16 protein-coding genes are annotated in these 19,938 nt (G+C 39.5%); 10 read left to right on the forward strand and 6 right to left on the reverse strand.

Annotated elements, in window-relative coordinates:
* Positions 1-17: 17 nt before the first annotated feature.
* Positions 18-422, reverse strand: coding sequence for a hypothetical protein (locus tag EHQ62_RS10845; RefSeq protein ID WP_135642711.1), 405 nt, complete (start codon positions 420-422; stop codon positions 18-20).
* Between the two features lie 78 nt (positions 423-500).
* Here EHQ62_RS10845 and bcp point away from each other — a divergent pair, with 78 nt between their 5' ends.
* From bcp to EHQ62_RS10885, 8 genes are all read left to right on the forward strand, one after another.
* Positions 501-974: a thioredoxin-dependent thiol peroxidase gene (gene bcp, locus EHQ62_RS10850; RefSeq protein ID WP_135642713.1), complete on the forward strand. Its 474-nt coding sequence runs from the start codon at positions 501-503 to the stop codon at positions 972-974.
* A complete protein-coding gene (locus EHQ62_RS10855) occupies positions 971-2,455 on the forward strand; it encodes a leucyl aminopeptidase (RefSeq protein WP_135642715.1) in 1,485 nt (494 codons plus the stop codon). The genes bcp and EHQ62_RS10855 overlap by 4 nt, the downstream gene beginning before the upstream one ends.
* Before the next feature lie 437 nt (positions 2,456-2,892).
* Positions 2,893-4,134 carry a sensor histidine kinase gene (locus EHQ62_RS10860; RefSeq protein WP_135642717.1) on the forward strand — a complete coding sequence of 414 codons (1,242 nt, stop codon included), beginning with the start codon at positions 2,893-2,895 and terminating at the stop codon, positions 4,132-4,134.
* Positions 4,135-4,184: 50 nt separating this feature from the next.
* Positions 4,185-4,715 carry a chemotaxis protein CheW gene (locus EHQ62_RS10865; protein ID WP_135642719.1) on the forward strand — a complete coding sequence of 177 codons (531 nt, stop codon included), beginning with the start codon at positions 4,185-4,187 and terminating at the stop codon, positions 4,713-4,715.
* Positions 4,716-4,727: 12 nt separating this feature from the next.
* The gene (locus EHQ62_RS18820; RefSeq protein ID WP_135642721.1) at positions 4,728-6,263 is read left to right on the forward strand and encodes a HAMP domain-containing methyl-accepting chemotaxis protein; all 1,536 of its coding nucleotides are present in this window, start codon (positions 4,728-4,730) and stop codon (positions 6,261-6,263) included.
* A complete protein-coding gene (locus tag EHQ62_RS10875) occupies positions 6,263-8,125 on the forward strand; it encodes a chemotaxis protein CheA (RefSeq protein WP_135642723.1) in 1,863 nt (620 codons plus the stop codon). Before EHQ62_RS18820 ends, EHQ62_RS10875 begins: the two co-directional genes overlap by 1 nt.
* Entirely contained in the window at positions 8,122-9,153 is a 1,032-nt protein-coding gene (locus EHQ62_RS10880) for a protein-glutamate methylesterase/protein-glutamine glutaminase (RefSeq protein ID WP_135642725.1), read from the forward strand. Before EHQ62_RS10875 ends, EHQ62_RS10880 begins: the two co-directional genes overlap by 4 nt.
* A 12-nt stretch (positions 9,154-9,165) precedes the next feature.
* Entirely contained in the window at positions 9,166-9,534 is a 369-nt protein-coding gene (locus EHQ62_RS10885) for a response regulator (protein ID WP_135642727.1), read from the forward strand.
* Here the strand turns inward: EHQ62_RS10885 and EHQ62_RS10890 are convergent.
* The 5 genes from EHQ62_RS10890 to EHQ62_RS10910 form a co-directional block, all read right to left on the reverse strand.
* Positions 9,524-10,129 carry a chemotaxis protein CheD gene (locus EHQ62_RS10890; protein ID WP_244241743.1) on the reverse strand — a complete coding sequence of 202 codons (606 nt, stop codon included), beginning with the start codon at positions 10,127-10,129 and terminating at the stop codon, positions 9,524-9,526. The genes EHQ62_RS10885 and EHQ62_RS10890 overlap by 11 nt on opposite strands.
* A 141-nt stretch (positions 10,130-10,270) precedes the next feature.
* Entirely contained in the window at positions 10,271-11,482 is a 1,212-nt protein-coding gene (locus EHQ62_RS10895; protein ID WP_135642729.1) for an MFS transporter, read from the reverse strand.
* Between the two features lie 252 nt (positions 11,483-11,734).
* Positions 11,735-13,822 (reverse strand): Kelch repeat-containing protein, encoded by a 2,088-nt coding sequence (locus EHQ62_RS10900; RefSeq protein WP_135642731.1) that lies wholly within the window; start codon positions 13,820-13,822, stop codon positions 11,735-11,737.
* A gap of 146 nt (positions 13,823-13,968) precedes the next feature.
* Complete coding sequence (locus EHQ62_RS10905) at positions 13,969-16,536, reverse strand: SpoIIE family protein phosphatase (protein WP_135642733.1); 2,568 nt, start codon at positions 16,534-16,536, stop codon at positions 13,969-13,971.
* Entirely contained in the window at positions 16,533-18,134 is a 1,602-nt protein-coding gene (locus EHQ62_RS10910) for a Ppx/GppA phosphatase family protein (protein ID WP_135642735.1), read from the reverse strand. Before EHQ62_RS10910 ends, EHQ62_RS10905 begins: the two co-directional genes overlap by 4 nt.
* Positions 18,135-18,278: 144 nt before the next feature.
* Between EHQ62_RS10910 and EHQ62_RS10915 the strand changes: the two genes are divergently transcribed.
* Together EHQ62_RS10915 and EHQ62_RS10920 are read left to right on the forward strand one after the other, a co-directional pair.
* The gene (locus EHQ62_RS10915) at positions 18,279-19,301 is read left to right on the forward strand and encodes a rod shape-determining protein (protein ID WP_002972591.1); all 1,023 of its coding nucleotides are present in this window, start codon (positions 18,279-18,281) and stop codon (positions 19,299-19,301) included.
* Between the two features lie 257 nt (positions 19,302-19,558).
* Entirely contained in the window at positions 19,559-19,870 is a 312-nt protein-coding gene (locus tag EHQ62_RS10920) for a GIY-YIG nuclease family protein (RefSeq protein WP_135642737.1), read from the forward strand.
* Positions 19,871-19,938: the final 68 nt, after the last annotated feature.

A 19,938-nucleotide genomic window follows, 5' to 3' on the forward strand; every position in this document is an offset into this window, starting at 1 on the left:
AGACGAATCCAAACCTCTTATCGTTTGGAAGCAAGGATTTCGAGTGCTTTTGCTTTTAGGATGGGGTGTACTCTAAAGTCATCAGGATCAAGCGGTGCTTGAGAGGATTCACCAATGGATTGCCCTTCGTTGGATTGGTTTGCAGAATTTGGATTTTTCCATTTGTCACGCCCTAACCAAACAGAAAGTGCGTAGACCATACGTTGGTAAATTTCATCTACCTTGTCTTGCCTTCCGGCTTTTTTGTAGTATCCAAACGCGAGCATGGGCAGTTTACGATCATACATAAAATGATCACCCAATCGGATGAGCCCATCTTTGTAGTCAGTCTTAAGAAAGAGCTCACGGGCTTTGCGAATATCACCTGCATTGAAAGCAGTGTTCCCTTCGCGGATGAGTTGTACCCTTTCTTTGGAGTCCATACAAAGAGTATCGAACGATTTTCCGAAATTGACAACTGAAAATTGTCTAAAAGAATGAATTAACCAGGAGAGAAATCTATGTTGGAAGTAGGAAAAAAAGCCCCCAATTTTAAAAGTGCGAACCAAAACGGTGAGACCGTCAAACTCGCAGACCTAACCGGAAAAAATGGAATCGTTGTGTACTTTTACCCACGAGACATGACACCAGGCTGTACGACAGAAGCTTGCGACTTTCGAGACAATTTTTCTCGCCTGAAAAAATTAGGATACAATGTGGTAGGAATCTCCAAAGACAATCCTAAGTCCCATACTAAGTTTATTGAAAAACAAGAACTCAATTTTGACCTGATCTCCGATGAATCCGGTGAGATTTGTGAAGCATACGGAGTATGGCGAGAGAAGGTATTTATGGGACGAAAAGGGATGGGAATTGTTCGATCCACCTTCCTACTCGATAGTTCCCTCAAAATAAAAAAAATCTATGACAGCGTGAAGGTAAAAGGGCACGTTGAAGAAATCATCAAAGACATTCAGGAAATCCAAGGGAAATGAAAATCGAAATCTCTCCACTCCAAATCCAAATCGGTAACGCAAAATCGGGTAATTTTTATAAACTCATTCCTATTTTCCAAGAAGATGTAAAAGAAGAACTTGGAAAAAAATTCCCCACTCAAATCGAAACCAAAGTGTTTTCTGGTGAACTTGGAAAGGAATTCCGAGACGAATCAGAACATACCATCTATCTTGGTTTAGGTGAAAAAGAAAAATTAAGTTTCAGAAAACTCATTTCTCATTTTTTTAAGTATGGCGAAAAAATTCTAAACTATGACGGAATGGGATTAGAAATCCATATCCCAAAAACTCTTTCCAAAAAGTTTTCGGCAGACCGTATTGCTTACCAAATCGCCAATACATTGTTTATCGGCAGCTACCCTGTTTCTGTTTTACAAACAAAGAAAAAAGACAAAGAGAAAAAGAAAGTGGGTGCTGTTTATATCAAATTTGAAGACAAAACCGTTCTCTCACTTGCAGAATCGGGACTATCAAAAAGTAAGGTCGTCGCAAAACACGTAAATGGTGCCCGCCACATTGCCCACCTTCCAGCCAACTATTTCACACCGAACGACTTTGTATCCAGAGCAAAGGAAATTGCAAAAGAATACAAACTCTCTGTTAAAGTATGGGATGAGGCCCAATTGAAAAAAGAAGGTTTAGGTGGAATCCTTGCAGTCTCGAGAGGTTCAGAACTCGAAGGGAAAATGGTGGTTTTGGAATACAAACCGGCAAAAGCCAAAAAGAAATTTGCGATCGTTGGAAAGGGACTTACCTTTGACACAGGTGGAATTTCATTGAAACCACCTGGCGAAATGCACGAGATGAAGTATGATATGTGTGGGGCTGCTGCCACCATACACGCGATTGGTGCCATTGCCGCACTTGAGATTCCGATCCATATCATTGCAGCCATTGGTGTTGCAGAAAATATGCCTGACGGAAAGGCAATCAAACCTGGTGACGTGTACACTGCATACAATGGAACCACTGTGGAAGTACAAAACACGGATGCCGAAGGTAGACTCGTGTTAGGTGATGTTCTTTCCTATGTTTCCAAAAACTACAAACCAGATTATATGGTAGATTTGGCAACTCTCACGGGTGCTGTGATCATTGCCCTTGGCCATGAGGCGGCAGCCATCCTCACGAATTCAGACCCATTACGAGAAGCCCTCTTGAAAGCTTCGGAGGCCTCAGATGACCGAGTTTGGGAACTCCCTCTGTGGGAAGAATATGGCGAAGACCTAAAGTCAGACATTGCCGATCTCAAAAATATCACAGGTGGTGGAAAAGGTGCAGGCACGATCTCTGCTGGAATTTTTCTCTCCAAGTTTGTAGACGAGTCGATCCAATGGGCCCACATCGACATTGCAGGTGCCGCTTGGCGCAAAAAGAAATCAGGGACTCAATTCCATGGCCCAACAGGTTACGGCGTACGGTTGTTAGTTGACCTTGCAAAGGAACTAGCAGGGAAGTAAATACACCACCAAAGTTCCATTATTTGGCAAATAGAGAATTCGAATTGTTTTGAATTCTCTATTGAATTTTCTCACATCCTTCCAAAGACCCTCCTTTCGCATTCGAGACTCACCCAACCCAATCCAACCAAGAAGACTGTTTTTTTGTTTGAATGAAATGATTTTATGTCACCTGATCGATGTTCGCTCATAACCAATCTCCATCTAACATCGTTTAGCATAACACAAACAAGGGTTCAATCTGCACGCAAAATCGATGTTTTTTTTGCCTAGGAAAAACTTAAGAATGATTCTAGTTCTTAAAATCTTTGATCAGTACTTCTCCCAAAACTCACCTCACATTTATTTTGTGGTTTTTCCCTCTTAAAGACCAAAAGGATTGCCTATTTCTTTGGCATATCTTTACTGTTATAATCCCAAGTATGCATAGTGACGTTATGAACCATGACCGAATAACAAAGGATACACAAAGTGAATCCACATCACCCAAAGCTTCTTTCTTTGTTTTCGATGATTCGTTATATTTAAAAAATGTTTCTGGTTCCTATTTCTTAAATGAAGGGATTCAGTTTGAATCTCAAATTGGCAAAAACATTATGGAAATGCACCCAGAGTTTTCCAACCGATGGGGCCAATCACTAACGAAAGTGAAAACAGACAACCAACCAGATGAAGCCGAAATTTTATTCAATCGGCAAAAGTTCAGAGCCCAAATCGCACCCATTCCCATCGACAACCAAAACTACTTTTTATTGAGTTTGATTCAAGTGGAAGACGGTATCGTTTCTTCTCCCAATTTGGAAATGGAAGAACAAAATGTCATCCATTATGAAGAATCTTTACACCGCGAAATCATCAGTATCTTTGATTGGCGCCAAGAAATCGAGGGAAAGAATATTTCTCGTGAATGGATGGAAACTGCCCTACCCAATTTGAATACATCTCTTATGCAAGGTTCTGGTTTAGGTGCCCTTGTGACCACGGTAGGAGCGATGGTACGGAAAGCAAAACGTGAAGGGGACCAAGTCATCATCCCGTCCATGATTTTCGATATGTTGGAAGAAAATTTTAATAGCACGAAAAAGCTAGTCAAAACATTGGCTGAAGCCCAATTAATTTTTGAGAACACATCCAAACAAACTGAATCCATCGACCTTTCACAACTTCATACGATCATCTTGGAAGAAGTGGCAGAACTTGTGGAGATGTTACAGATCAAATTCCAACAAGTTCAAATTTCAAATGCAAAAATGGGACAAAACCATTTTGTCAGTATCGATACTAAAAATTTCAAACGAGTGATGCGAGAACTTCTCATCAATGCAATGAAGTATGGCTCTGACCATTGTGTCATCTACGTCTTACTTTTAAGTGCTGGTGACCATCTAATTGTGAAAATACTAAATCCACCTTTTGACAGTTCCATCCATTCCATTGATTTTGCAAAATCACAAGAAACCATTTTGTTCCAACCATTTTACCGACATAATAAATACGTAGATGAACGTTATGCAAAAGAAGAATTTGGGTTGGGACTCGGGCTTCCCATCATTAAAAAAATGGTTGAGGATATGAACGGAAAAGTGTATTTTAACCTACTTAAGTCCAATTTGTATTCTAAATCCAGCGAAGAAATCTCCGTTTCTTTAGAATTCCCGATGAGTACAAAACGTACCTAAAAACAAACAAGCTAATTTAATATCACAACAGATCTATATGAGGCTTACCAATGAATACAAGTGAATTTGATTCACTCACCGATGATCAAGACGATTTTGAAAACGAGGAAGATACACTCGAAAATCGATTTTTGATTTTTTCCCTTGCGGACAGAAGTTACGGGATCGAGATCAAATACATCACTGAAATTGTTGGCATGCAAAATATCACGGAAGTCCCCGACATGCCCACGTTTATCAAGGGAGTGATCAATCTCAGGGGAAAGGTAATTGCCTTAATTGATGTAAGGGACAGGTTCCGAATGGAAAATGTTGGGTATGACGACAAAACTTGTATCATCATCCTCAATTTTAAAAACCAACTCGTTGGTCTCATTGTAGACACAGTGAAGGAAGTCATTCGGATCAATGCACAAAATATCGAAGAAGCACCCAAATTTGGCGATTCGGATAACAATCGTTTTGTCCAATCCATCGCCAAAATCAATGAAGATGTAAAAGTTTTACTCAACATTGAAAATCTCTTAAAAGACGAAGACAAACTTGCGTTAGAAAACGCACTCATCGCTAAAAATCAATAAAGGAAGAAAAAGATGAAATATCTAAATAACATGAAAGTGAAATCAAAACTGATTTTAGGATTTACGATACTAGTGATTCTTATCGGAAGCAACACACTTCTTGGAATCAACAGCATCGATGAACTAAACCAAAGTTTGAATAATCTCGTGAATGTTCATGCTGAAAAACGAAGACTAGCAAACAAAATTAATATTAAGTTTTTATGGATGATTCGAGAAGAAAAAAATTTAATATTAGCAGCCACAGCTGCTGATACGGAGAAAAGATTAACCAACCGTATCAAATACCGAAATGAATTTTTAGAAGGAGTCAAAGAATTAGAAGTTCTCTTGAACTCAAAAGAAGAAAAAGAAAAATTTGAAATTTTTCGAACGAACGAAGTTGAATTTGAAAAACAATATGAGATCACAAAATCCTTTGCCTTAAACAAAAAAACTAGCGAAGCACAATTGAACTCTTCTACTTTAGGCAGGGCCGCGGCAAATGCAATTGATAAAATTTTATTAGAAATTGTGGATGACGCAACTCTGAAGATGGGAGAGGCAGTGAAGGAGGCAAATGCAACCTATAAATCCATTTTGTTTTTCCTATTATCCCTATTTGCCGGCTCAGTTTTGATAGCTGTATTAGTTGCTACATGGATCATCTATGGAGTTTCAAAATCACTCAATGCAGCCATGGAAATTGTGGGTATGGTGACTGTCGCTTCTGAACAAGTTTCCTCTACGGCATTCGCACTGAGCCAAGGTGCCAGTGAACAGGCGGCTTCTGTTGAAGAAACAACAGCCTCCATCGAAGAAATGTCGGCTTCTGTCACACAAAATGCAGAGTCAGCCTTAGAAACCAATACCATCGCAGGCAAATCGGCTAGTGAGGCTGTTGTTGGCCAAGAATCCGTTTTAAAAACACTAGAAGCGATGAAAAATATCTCTTCTAGAATTAAAATCATTGAAGAAATTGCTTACCAAACCAACTTACTTGCGCTAAATGCTGCCATTGAAGCGGCTCGCGCTGGCAAACATGGAAAAGGATTTGCTGTCGTTGCCGATGAAGTTCGAAAACTAGCGGAAAGAAGCCAGGTGGCCGCACAGGAAATCAACCAACTGTCAACTAACAGTGTTTCCCTTGCTGAAGAAGCAGGAAGGATCATCGAACAAATTGTACCAAGTATCAATCGAACAGCTGAACTTGTATCAGGCATCGCCGTTTCGTCAAAAGAACAATCTGCTGGTATCTCACAAATTTCAATGGCGATGACCCAAATGGACCAAACCACACAAGTGTCTGCATCCGCCTCAGAAGAGTTAGCTGCCACTTCAAATGAACTAAAAGAACAAGCCACACATTTGATGGAAATCATGGAATCACTCGTGAAGTTAAATGCAAAACAAATTTCTAGTACCAAAAAAATGAAAACGGCAGAATTAAAGACCATTGCAAGTGAATTTGGTAAAAATTCAAACGTTGGATTTGGAAATTCCAATGGAGGGAAAACAAAACCATCTCAAAGTTTTAAACAAGATGCCGATCTAACAGAAAAATTCTAATGAATAGAGAAGAGCTATTACTCGGCTTCATCCAAGAAGGTTTTGAATTGATAGAGGATTGTGAAAATGCAATCCTTTCTATCGAAGAAATTCAAAATTCTCATGGTAATTTTGATGAAGCTCTGATGAACAATTTATTCCGTTCGGTTCATACCTTCAAAGGTTCATCAGGCCTACTCAAACTAGAAACACTGGTAAAGTTAACGCATGAAGCCGAAACTTTGATGGATTTGTTACGAAACCAGAAACTCCTTCCTTCCGAAGAATTAACACAAGTTTTAATTGATACATTTGATCGGATGAGAGTATTACTTTCCACGGTTGAAACCTTAAAAGCAAATCCGGAAATGGATTCTCCTACAGAAATCCAAATCCAAGCCTTACAAACAGAAATCAAAAAACTCCAACAAAATCCAGAGGAAAAAACACCAGAAACACTTCCTAAACAAGATAAAAAAGTTTATGAAATCTTTGGTGAAGAAAGAGAACCAACTGTCGTAGAGAAAGATTCAAAATCGAAAGCCTATGAAATTTTTGGTGAAACAAAAACGGAAGGAACACCAAAAAAACAAAAATTTGAAATTTTTGAAGAGACCAACAAACAAGAGATTGCAGAAGTAAAACCAAATACAACGCAAGTAGAACGGATTGTTGAGCAAAACAAACCTGTCATATCAAACATCCGTAAAGAGATAAAAGTCGCTAATGATAAGTTAGATTCTCTCTTGGATTTGGTGGGAGAACTAGTCATTGCAGAATCAAATGTCACACAACATCCAACCATCAAATCCATTCGAAATGAAAGTTTAAATTCCGCCCTTACTCGATTTCATAAAATTCTTTTAGACTTACAAGAAGTTGCGTTTTCAACCCGCATGATTCCTATTTCGGGAGTTTTCCAAAAGATGTCTCGTCTTGTTCGTGACCTTCAAAAACAATCTGGCAAAAAAGTACTTTTGCATATCAAAGGAGAAGATACTGAGATTGATAAGTCCATCGTTGATCTAATTGCAGACCCTATTGTACATATTTTACGTAACTCCATTGATCACGGATTAGAAACACCTGAAGAACGGATACAAATCGGAAAATCCGATACAGGAAATATTTCGTTAAGTGCCAGACAATCTGTGAACGAAGTATGGGTAATGATCCGTGATGATGGAAGAGGTCTTGACCGTAACAAAATTTTTGCAAAGGCAAAACAAAACGGTTTAATTTCTGGAGATCCATCTTCCTTTGCCGACCAAGAAGTATTTAATCTGATATTCCTACCAGGACTCTCAACTGCAAAAGAAGTTTCGGATATATCAGGACGTGGTGTTGGTATGGACATTGTCCGTCAAAACATTGTTAAATTAGGTGGAAAAATCGAAATCCATAGCGAGTTTGGAAAAGGAACCACATTCATCCTTCGCATTCCATTATCATTAGGAATTATGGAAGGAACTGTTGTACGAGTTGGTCAAAAGTTTTTCACAATCCAAACCATCGAATTACGGGAATTTGTGAGTCTACGTGATAAAAAAGAAATCGAACTCGACGAAGGCCAAAAAGTTTTAGACATTCGTGGCACGTTTATCCCCATTTTTAATATCAACCAAATCCTAAATCATAAAGAACAGATCTTATATGACAATCAAGATCCTCTCATGATTATTCTTGAATATGAACGTAAACTCATTGGAATCCGAGTCGATGAAATCATTGGCAACCAAAATGTTGTGATCAAACCACTAATGGGCATTATGGAAAATGCACAAGGTGTGAATGGCTTTACCATTTTAGGAAATGGAAATGTGAGTTTGATCTTAGATGTAAAATCTATCTTTAGCAAACTGGAATTTGTTGGCGTTTCATGATCAAACTTTTGGTTGTCGACGATCAAAATATTGTACGGAATGTACTTTCCGATACATTCAAGGAAGATCCTACAATCAAAGTTGTTGGCACGGCCGCCAATGCAAATGAAGCTCAAAAACTTGTCGAATCGCTAAAACCAGATGTCATCAGTTTGGATGTGGTGATGCCAGGAATGAGTGGGATCGAATTTTTAAATTGGTTGATGCCAAAGTATCCTACACCCGTTATCATGCTTAGCACATTCACACAATCCGGAGCTGATGCAACTCTTGCTGCCCTTGCAAATGGAGCTGTCGATTTTGTACAAAAACCTGATGGGAGTGAATCTGATTTTTTGCGGATGTTAGACGAGCTAACAACAAAAATCAAAAAGTATGGCACGGAAGTTAAACTCCAAAAACAATCATTATTTGCGAAAACATCTAAACTAACTTTTAAAGAAGATAAAAATACAAAAATTAAACTAATTGCAATAGGTGCCTCAACAGGTGGAACCCAAGCAATTGATTACCTTCTCGGTCGGCTCCCCGCAAACTTACCCCCAATTGTCATTGTCCAACATATGCCTGAATATTTTACAAGTTTATTTGCAATGCGTTTGAAAACCACTAGTGGTCTGAATGTTATCGAAGCCTCTCATGGGGATATTTTGGAAAATGGTGGAGTTTACCTTGCGCCAGGAGACAAACACCTTCTTGTTAGGCGACTTGCTGGAAAAATGTACATCGAACTAGAAAATTTTGAGAAAGTATCTGGCCATAGACCATCCGTTGATGTGATGTTTGATTCCATTGCAAAAGGAAAAATGGGTCCTCATTGTATAGCGATCATTTTAACCGGAATGGGTCGGGACGGGGCATCAGGAATCAAAAACATTCGCACTGCCAATGGTATCACCATAGGTCAAGATGAAAAATCTTCCATCGTGTATGGAATGCCAAAAGAAGCCTTCCAGTTAGGTGGTATTCTTCACCAAGTTACGTTAGTTGATATTCCACAAAAAATCATACATTGTTTAGAAAATTAAAAGGAGTCAAAAATGGCTAAAAAAATATTATTATGTGACGATGCCCCGACAGCACTCAAGTTAATGGAATTAATCCTTTCAAGCGAAGGATATGAAATTTACAAAGCAGAAAATGCGGAACAGGCAATGTTATCATTAGATTCTAACGGACCTTTTGATGGATGTGTTTTTGATATCAATATGCCTGGGAAAAATGGGATCGAATTATCAAAAGAATACTTAGCCCATCCAAAAGGCCAAGGTGGAAAAATTTTAATCGTTTCAACAGAATCAAGTGATCATCTTAGACAAGCAGGAAAGGATGCAGGTGTAAAAGCATGGATCGTCAAACCCTTTGAAGATGAAGATTTAATTGAAGTTTTAAAAAAGATCATTGGTTGAAATTAAAGATAGAAGTTTTCTTTAACATTCGTTCTTTCACTTTTGTTTCAAAATGTTTTTCTTGGATTAAAATTTCACTGATCGCTTGTGGTTGTAACTTAGTGATAAACACATCAAAGGAATCTGTGTGAAAGGAAAGTTTTCGATACAACTCTCCTCCTGTATCACGGCTTGCGATCGGTATTTTTTCATAGGTTAGAAAATCTGTTACAAATTGAATGTTTTTAGTTCCAGCTTGGAAATTAGGCAGAAGTGGAGATTGGGTTCCTCCAAAAATTTTGGCCTTCAATTGGTATCTTGGAATATTTTGTTTCACGAAATAGGAAATCAAATGTTCCATTGAATTCTCACCATATCGTAAACTTTTTTGTTCCTCTTTAAAATCGGATACTTTGGGTAAAAGGATATGATTGATTGCAGAAAATTTTGTTTGTTCGTGGAACAAACAAACAGAGACACAAGATCCCAAAATAGTCCTAATTTCATGATAACCGTTTGAAAAAAACGTTTCTCCAATATTGAGGTAAACAACTGGTTTCAGATTTGACTTTATGTTGTTAGGAAATGTACTCATCATGATTGCAGAAGAAATCAATCTAAAATAGATTGATTTCTTTCACTCAAGAATAATCGACAATTGCATATGAAAAGCATTTCTTTTGTTTCAGACGAGCGAAATCAAAAAGAAAACCCCTGTTTTCCTAAATGATCAATCAAAAGGAAAAGAGGATAGAGTCTATTTCTTCGATGCCACCATTTCATTCACTTTGTACATCAGTAAAATCGTGCAGACGATTGCGGTCGCAACTACATAACCTAACACCTCATAACGTTCCAAATACCCACTTGGTGTTTGGATCACAATGAGCCCAGCAACGGATGCTGCAATCCCACCTGAGATTTGTTGGATAGAAGAACTGATCGCCATAAAAGCACCACGATCATGGAGTTCGGGGACGGCTGAATTGATGGCATTGGCAGAAATCATACGCGCAGCAATGAAGACAAACAAAAGTGAATTGAGAACAAGGACGATGGGAAGCGGAGTGGTTTTAAGTCGTGTAAAGTATAAAATAATCACTGCCGCAGTAGTAGAAGCAATAAAAAACATATTGTATTTTCCAATTGAGTCACTCAATCTTCCCATAACAGGACCACCTAACATAGACACTATCCCTGTCACCATATAAATGAATGGCAAATCTTCCAATTTCATTCCTAAGTTATGCACGGAAAATGCGGAACCAAATGGCATGAGCATAAAACCACCAGTTGCCATCAGTGTCGTTGCGATGAAGGCTGGAAGGTATCTTGGCATGGTCAATGTGGTGACCAAATGGTGGAATGCGTGTGTGTCTGTTTTTTTGTCTAAATGAGACGTCACGGGTTTTAGAAATAGAACAATAAAAAACCCAACTACGCCACTCACACCGGCAATCATAAGAAAGGGAGATTGCCAACCCCAAATATTCGAAATATAAATTCCGATGGGAAGGCCAAAAACTTGGCTTGCGGCAAAGGCCGTCATGATAAACCCCATCACCCTTCCTCTGACTTGTAACGGGAAAAGATCGGCAACGATGGCAAACGATATGGAAGACAAAACTCCCGCAAACATACCCGTCAAAATTCTCACAAATAGTAAAAATTCATAATGAACGGCAATGCCACATAAAAAGGTAGCGATGACAAATCCAATATAAAAGAAAAGCAGCAATCGTTTGCGATCAAACCGATCAGCAAACCCTGCCGCCAGAAGTCCAGATATCCCAGCGCTGAAGGCATATGCCGAAACCACATATCCAAATTTTTCCGTTGGGATTTGTAATTCACTCATCACAAGAACACCTAACGGTGACAAAATCATAAAATCCAAAACAACGGTGAATTGCAAAAAGGCGAGAAGCCCAACAACAAAGATGTGGTAACGTGTGAATTGAAATTCCATTCGAATTCCAAATTCCAATTGGTTGGATTTTTTGTCGTATCTTTAACGTGGAATAGGGTTCAGGATTTTAGAGGCAGTGTGAGTTGACGAATCGAGAATAGGATCAAATGGAAATGATTGGATGGAAACGAAACTAAAAAACGCAAGGAAATTTGGTGCCCAATATCCACTCCCAGATTGAATCGATGTTAATTTAAAAAAGCGGGACCATCTTCGATCCCGCTTTTTTTAGTTAAGCGAATCCGTTGCGCTTTAGTAAAATTCTTCAGCACTATTGAGTGATCCATGTCCATTATGGCCACCCACGACAATGATCCGATTGGGATCAGGGGCTATCGCTGAAAGTCCATACCTCGCAGAATTCATAGGGTATTCAGGGATCCATTGTTCGAGCAGAGGGTCGTATTTTTCCACTTGCGCCATCGCTCCACTATTGTATCCTCCAATGGCGTAGATCCTTCCACGTAATTTTACAACTTCAAACAAACCACGTGCCGTATTCATAGGTTTATGCAATGACCAAGAATCCGAACCTGGGTTATAGGATTCCACTGTTGACTCATATGAAGAAACGTTTCTTCCTCCAAAAACATACATTTTATTGTCATGGAAAAGACAGGAAGTTTCTGTTCTAGCTGAAGTCATAGTTCTTTTGTAAGTCCATTTATCCGTAGAAGGGTCATATTCTTCAACGGTGTTGAGAATTGTGCTCCCATTGTTACCACCTACCGCATACATTTTCCCATTATTGACACACAAAGAATGATACTGTCTAGGAGTGTCCATTGGTGTGCCTTGGGTGATATTACCTGTCTCTGGATCATAAATCTCTACCTCTGCCCGAGTGGTGCCACCTCGACTACCTCCTACAAGGTAAATCTTATTCCCCAGGATTGCTGCCTTATGACCAAATTTTGCATTGGGAAGACTGCCTTGGTTCGACCAAGAGTTACTGACTAAATCCAATGTTTCGATTCCAGAAATAGGTGTACCATTGATATTGCCGCCAAACACATAATACTTGTTATTGTAAACTGCGGATGCAAAGTAGTAACGAGAAGAATTCATTAACACCTTTAAATGAGTAGTTGTATCATTGGCAGGGTCGTAATAAGCAACGACGTTGCTTATTCCACCTAATCCATAAAATCTACCATTTGAGTAACCACCAACTCCTCGAGTCAGATAAGCGTTTTGAGGCAAGGATGACTTGACTGTCCATGAATTTGTATCTGGTGAATACTCTTCAATTACCAAAGCACTTGCACTTTCATGGCTACCCATCACAAAAATTTTATCTCCCACTAAAGCGGTCACTACAAAAGTACGATTGGTAGGCATATTTGTTTTTTGGTTGAAAGCCAAAGTAGTTGGATCAAATTCTAAAACGTTATTAAAGTATCCATTTATGGTCGAGGATCCTCCGAAAAAATACATTTTATCATTGTAGATTTGGATAGAATAATAGTATCTTATCGGAGAATTCGTAAGTAATCGATTCCATTGATTGGAAGCTGCATCATAAACATCAACAATTCCTACACTAAAAAGGTAAATTTTTCCATTATAAGCTATGCTTGAATGGTAACTTGGAGAGATTAACATGTTCGCTCCAGTTGTCCAAGTATCTGAAGTTGTATCATAAATAAAAACTGAATTAGTTTCTCTTGTTGAGTATCCATATACTGGAGGTGGATCATAGTATTCAAAACAATGCCAAAGGAGTTGATTGACACAATAAGGTGCAGCGTCATATAACATTGTGTAAAAGTACTCTCTTCCACCTAACACATAGATTTTATTTCCGATGACTGCAGAAGAAGCAGCATACCGCGGCGCCGGCATATTCTTTAATTTATTCCACTGTGCCGTTACCGTATTGTAAGAATAGGCGTTTCCATCGGTTAAATTCCCATACACATTATTACCAAACAAATAGATCTTATCACCAATGGTCTGTGACGTTGCATCAAAAAACGATCTCGGCAAATTACTTAATGTTGCCCAAATGTTTTTCAGTGGTTCGGGTGGTGGAGTGAGGGGTGCAACCGAGTTCGCTTCCGTCCCGGTGTTATTGGAAGGATTATCGATAGGTGGTGTGTTCTCATTTACATACTGGATCTCACCAGGTTTGAGTAGCCCAAGTAGTGCTAGGGTTTGCGTATCTTTTAATTCCTTTTCTAAGGCAGGGTTCCCTGTAAGACCTGACACAACGCCGCACTGGAAAAAACCAGCCGCCATTATGATAAGATACGCTAAAGTGAGAATTGGAAATTTTCGTTTTTGTTTGGTAGCATCCATTCGCATTCCTTCCATTTTTTTGCTTGGAGCAAGTAACACAAAAATGCCTTATTTTTGCAATGGTTTTGGAAGTTGTGGACGGTGGCTCAGAACGTTAAAAACGGTAAAATCGCGTTTTCAGAACGTTAAAAACGTTTTTTTGAAAAAAAATTTTTAAATCGGGAACCAAATGGAAAATTTCCCACCTAATTTTGGAGAGAGCCTAGAACCTCTCGTAATTTGATCACTTGGGGGTGTTCTGGGGCAAGGGCCGCCAAACGGGTGAAAATCTTTTTTGCCCGTTCCAAATTCCCAACCAACCGGTAACATTCCACCAAATTGATGAGATTTCGGATGTGTTTGGGATCCCTTGCACGCAATCTTTCCCCAAGTTCAATCGCCTTTTTGATGTTCTTCGATTTCCGATAGGCAAAACTCAGTTGCAATAGGATCTCGTTGTCCGTAACAAAAAATGGAAAAATGGATTCAAGCGCATCCACTGCGACATCAAACTTTTTAAGTAACAAGGAGATACGTGATTTTTCTCGAATCAAATTGATCCGAACATCATCCTGTAAGGATTCATTTTCCAATAAGGTTTCAATGGTTTGGAACGCTTCTTCCGCTTTTCCTAAATCCAAAAGAGATTTGATCTTTGTATATAAATAATCATCGGAATTTAGATGAGTTAGGGTTTCTTTTGATACTCGTTTGAAAGACCCAAGCCATTCTAACCTAAGTAACGTTAAATCATCAGAAAAAGTACCTACATCCAATAAATTCTCAACAATTGAGTTTAAATCACCTTTTGATTTTTTTACCACTTCCAAAAATTTTGTTTCGTCTTCATTGATGAGGCGGTTTCCATCTACACTCTCTTCCAATACCAAATCATCTCGTCCGTCAGAACCAATAAACAAAACATCACCTGTTTCCAAAGGAAAAATCCGAATGCGAACATCCCCTTCCATACCTTTGGTTCCAATTTTACGTAACTCTAATTCCTCTTCAATAAAGGAAGCGACCCCATCGCGATACAAAACGGTCCAAGGGTGTTCCGCATTTAGGTAGTACAACACTCCCGTATCTTCTTCCACAAGACCTAACACAACTGATACGAGCATAGAACCATCAAATGATTCAAAAATCGTTTGCAATTCATAAAAACATTCTTTGATCCATCGCTCAGGAGATTTGTTTTGGTTCTCCAAAATCATTTGTGTTCGTTTGATAAACGATAGAAATACTACGCCAAGGACAAGTGCGCCACCTGCACCCTGGATGGATTTACCCATGGCATCTCCGTTGATAAAAACTAAATAGGATTTTCCGTTCAAAGTAATGGTATCACTGATGATGATATCACCACCGATTTCTCTTTTTTTACCTCGAAACTCAAATTCCTTTTTTTGTTTTACGTACGCTTGTAATAAAACTTGGGTTGATGTAACTTTTGTTTGGCTAAGAGGATCAAGCAGAAGGGAAGTTAAAAAATAATCACCATCTTGTTGGATTTTTAACTCTTGGACTTTAGTTAATGTATTTTGTAATTCATTTGTTCTTTCTTCTACCTTTCTTTCCAAACTCAAATTCAGAGATTCCACTTGGCGATGCACTCGCAAAAATCGATTCGCAAGCACTACGGCAATGCCTAAAACAAATACCAAATAACCATAACGTAACAAGTTCAGATTTTGAATCGGAAGCAACCCGGATGCCCCCATTACATCCCAAGTTCCTGTTCCCAAAAGAAACAAAGCACCCATTAGGAGTCGTTTTGCATCTTTGTTTTTTGCTCTCACGGCTGAGATGATAAGATACAACAAAATCACACCAAATACCAAAACAGAAACTTGCCAAACTCGAAGCAGTAGAACAGAGATAGCACGATTGACAAAAATTTGTGAGATTGCTAATAAAACACTGAACACAAAGTAAACTTTGGATACAATGCTGATTTTGGAACGAAAGAATAAATCAGTGAACAACAATAACCAACTTGGTGTAAGGAAAACAACAAAATATTCGATCTTCGTTTGCGTGAAAGGTTCTAAACCGAGTGAATACACTCCCTGAGTGCGAAAGACCATATAAATTGCCAAAAAAACTGAGAACAACGCATAATACAAGTTATACGTTTCTTGCCTACGTTTCCAATAAAATAGACCATGGTAGACCCCAACAAAAAAATATAAAAACAATAACATATAGGTTAGTGTTTCATCTTCAATTTCAGAATGTTTTGATGCTAAGTGGATATTTGCAGGAAAATCATTAAAAAAATCGTACACATTTAACTCTTCTCCCTCTTCTGCCGCGATTAGAATTCTAATTTGGTTTTGGCCTACATTCAAACCACTTCGTTTCAATCGAACAATGATATGACGCCGATAGCCACTGGTTTCAATCGAATCCTCTTTGATATTCCCACCAGAAGTCACAAGTGTTTGGTTTATGTAAATGGCAAAGTAGTTGGAGATGTAAGGGATATGAAGGCTAAAGGCATCATCTTCCACCTTTTGGAAGTCAGTTGGTGACAATAAAAATGATTTTGCCATTGTCAGTTTTCGTAGTTTTCCCTTTTCCCACTCAAATTGTTTGAGGACAGTTGACAAAGGAAGGGATTCTAATGGTTTCCATTTTTTCCCATCAGGGTTCTCGGAAATTTCAAAACCTTTTGTAACATACCAATTTTTATTTAAATCAATTGGCAATGAAAAGATTGGATCGACAAGAGAGATAAAAAAACAAATGGTAAACAGGATTTTGTTCATATCGGGTGTAAGTGAAACTCTAAATTCGTATTAAATGTAACTTCAAACAAATCCTTTTTTTCAGACACGGACCAAATTTCTAAATTAGGATCTTCATTCTTTTGGTAATACAACCTACAATTCACTTTCCCTTTTTCTACCACTGCATCCAAACGATCAATGATTGATTTTTCAGAACGATCCAATCCATCTCCAATTCGCAAAAAGGAAGCTAATTTCCTAACAAGGAGTTGGTCTTCAGGCCTTAGTGCCTTAAACTCTTCGTGTTTCCCTTTGGGTCCACCCTTTCTGTGGTAACGAGCAAGGAGTGCAATGATTTCAATTTCTGCATTGGAAAAACCAACCATGGCTTCTGAGTTACGGATGATATAATAACTATGTTTGTGGTAGTTATGATGGGAAATACAAAGGCCTACTTGATGTAGATAACATGCGGTTTCCAAATAATCTCTTTCTAAATTTCCAAGTCCATGTAAATCTTTTAAATCATCAAACAATTGCAAGGTGAGTTTAGTCACAGTTTCCGCATGTTTTTTCCCTTGAGGGTAAAGGTTTGCTACTGTTTTAATCGCCTTGTCACGAATGTTATCAAGCCTTGGTAGTGATGTGTCAGTATGCCGATACCATGATTCGATGGTGTCGTATACAATCCCTTCTCTTAGGGCAAAATCACTCACTGTCAATGCCGGTGCTTTGATCCTTTGTAAAACTTCATCCAAAACCAAAATCCCACCCACAATGATATCCCCCCTTTTGGCATCTAACCCCGGGATTTTTAATCGTTTTTTGAGGCTTTCCGCATCTAATACCTGTTTGCGGATTTCTTTAAAGGAATCGATGGGAATCTCTGTTCCATTCAATCGTTCCCGTTTTTCTCCTTTTTTTTCAAGCACCATCGAAGTGACCGAAGTGATGGTTCCGGAACTTCCCACAACCATAAAGGGTTTTAATTTTTCGATTTGAGGCAAAAAGGCAGATAAAACAGATTCAATATGAATCCTACATTTTTGCAAATCGGTGGGCGAAATTGGATCTTTTTTTAAGTATTTTTCTGTCAAACGAATCGCACCTAACTTCATGCTGGTGGAAAAAAGGATTTCACCTTTTTCTCCAATGAGAAGTTCCGTACTCCCTCCTCCAATATCAATGAGAAGGATACGTTTGTCAAATACGGGTAAGCCTTGTAAGATTCCCAAATAAATGAGACGTGCTTCTTCGTTTCCAGAAATGACTTGGATTTGAATTCCCGTTTCCTTTTCTGCTTCGTCAAGAAAGACTTGGCGATTTTCTGCTTCTCTAAGGGCGCTTGTGGCAACCGCTCGTATTTCGGCATTGTAACTGTCTGCGAGGGTTTTGAATCGTTTCAAACATGCAAGTCCCCTTTCCATTGCATCTTCCCTGATGACCGCATAATCACTGCTACCACTTCCTAATCGAACGGACTCCTTTTCTTTGGTCAGGTATTCGAGTGTACCGTCCGGTCTTAGTTTTACGACGACAATGTGGAAGGAATTGGTGCCCAAATCAATGGCAGCAAGGATCTTTTCCGTGCGAAATGCCTGGTTTGGTTTTCGTAAGATGTGTGAGAAAGGAAGCATTTTGTATCTAACTAGCCTATCGAAAATTTTTACGGTTGAAAGCAAAAACCAGCCGAAAATTATGGGGAACGGGTAGAATTGTAAAGTTTTGGTGGAAACCCACCGTAAATTCCCCCTTTCGTACTTCTTTCACCAGGATCTGATATGATATTTGATAATCTTTATGGACTTTTCTCGAACGATATGGGAATCGATTTGGGAACCGCGAACACCCTCGTGCATGTGAAAGGACAAGGGATCGTCCTATCAGAACCTTCAGTCGTGGCAGTCCAAGCCTCGACGGGCCGAGTCCTTGCTGTGGGACAAGAAGCAAAACGAATGCTCGGTAGAACACCTGGTGACATTGTTGCCATCCGCCCTATGAAAGACGGGGTTATCGCCGACTTTGAAACCGTGGAAAAGATGATCCGTTACTTCATCGCAAAAGTCCACAACCGCACTACATTTGTAAAACCTCGCATCGTCATCGGAGTTCCTTCTGGGATCACCGAAGTCGAAAGACGTGCTGTTCGTGAGTCCGCAGAACAAGCCGGTGCTCGCGAAATCTTCCTCATTGAAGAAGCACTCGCTGCTGCCATCGGTGCCAACATCCCCATCCATGAACCAGCAGGGAACATGATTGTAGATATCGGCGGGGGAACCACAGAAATTGCTGTGATCTCTCTTGGTGGTATGGTGATCGCTGAGTCCATCCGAACTGGTGGTGACGAATTTGATGAAGCGATTGTCAAATACCTCCGTAACCAATACAACCTAGTCGTCGGGGAAAGAACTGCTGAGGACATCAAACTCACCATCGGAAATGCATTCGCCGACAAACGTGTCGACACAATGGAAGTGAAAGGACGTGATGCGATCTCTGGTCTGCCACGCACCCTCGAACTAGATTCCAACGAAATCCGAAAAGCCCTGAAAGAACCAACAGACGAAATCCTAGACGGAATCAAATCCGTATTGGAAAGAACTCCTCCAGAACTGGCAGCCGACATCGTAGAACGAGGGATCGTTCTGACTGGTGGTGGTTGCCTCCTCCGTGGCCTCGAACACTACCTCACCAAAGAAACTGGTGTTCCGGTCTTTCGTGCGGAAAACCCACTCACTTGCGTGGTACTTGGAACAGGACGTTACTTGGATGAGTTGAAGTACATTAAGCCGGGGATTCGGTAGAGAGCCTTTCGCCTTTCGCCTTTCGCCTTTCGATACGGCCTTCGGCCTACTCAAGGCTCGGATTTGATGGTCGGATTTGTTTCGGTCATTCATATTCAAAATTGTTTCGATCGTTTCGGTCGTTGAGTAGCGAAGCGTATCGAAACGCCGAAACGATCCCTCTTTTTTTTTCAAACAGACATTTTACATAGATTTAACTGGGCCAAAAGATTACTTCCTTACCATACTTAGGCGAGGAGAGCATGGCTTAGTTTTGTATGGGATACATGTACATTTTAGTTTGTTCGGATGGATCGTATTATACAGGTAGTACGAAGTATTTAAATCGAAGACTTGACCAACACCAAATGGGTGAGGGCGCTAATTACACAAAGAAACGATTGCCTGTAAAATTAATTTACTTTGAAGCTTATTCTCGAATTGACCATGCGTTTTATCGAGAGAAACAAATACAAGGATGGTCTCGGAAGAAAAAGGAATCACTAATGAGCCAGGATTTCCAAGAGCTTAAACTCCAAGCAAAAAAAATATGGAAAACCAAACTAAGTCGTATCACATTTCATTCGTAAAACAGTTTTTTGGGCGCACATTTCCGGCTCTCCCTAAGGCGAGGGCACTCAGTCGATCCGGGGCGCGG

Source organism: Leptospira jelokensis (genome assembly GCF_004769635.1).
Lineage (GTDB): Bacteria > Spirochaetota > Leptospiria > Leptospirales > Leptospiraceae > Leptospira_A > Leptospira_A jelokensis.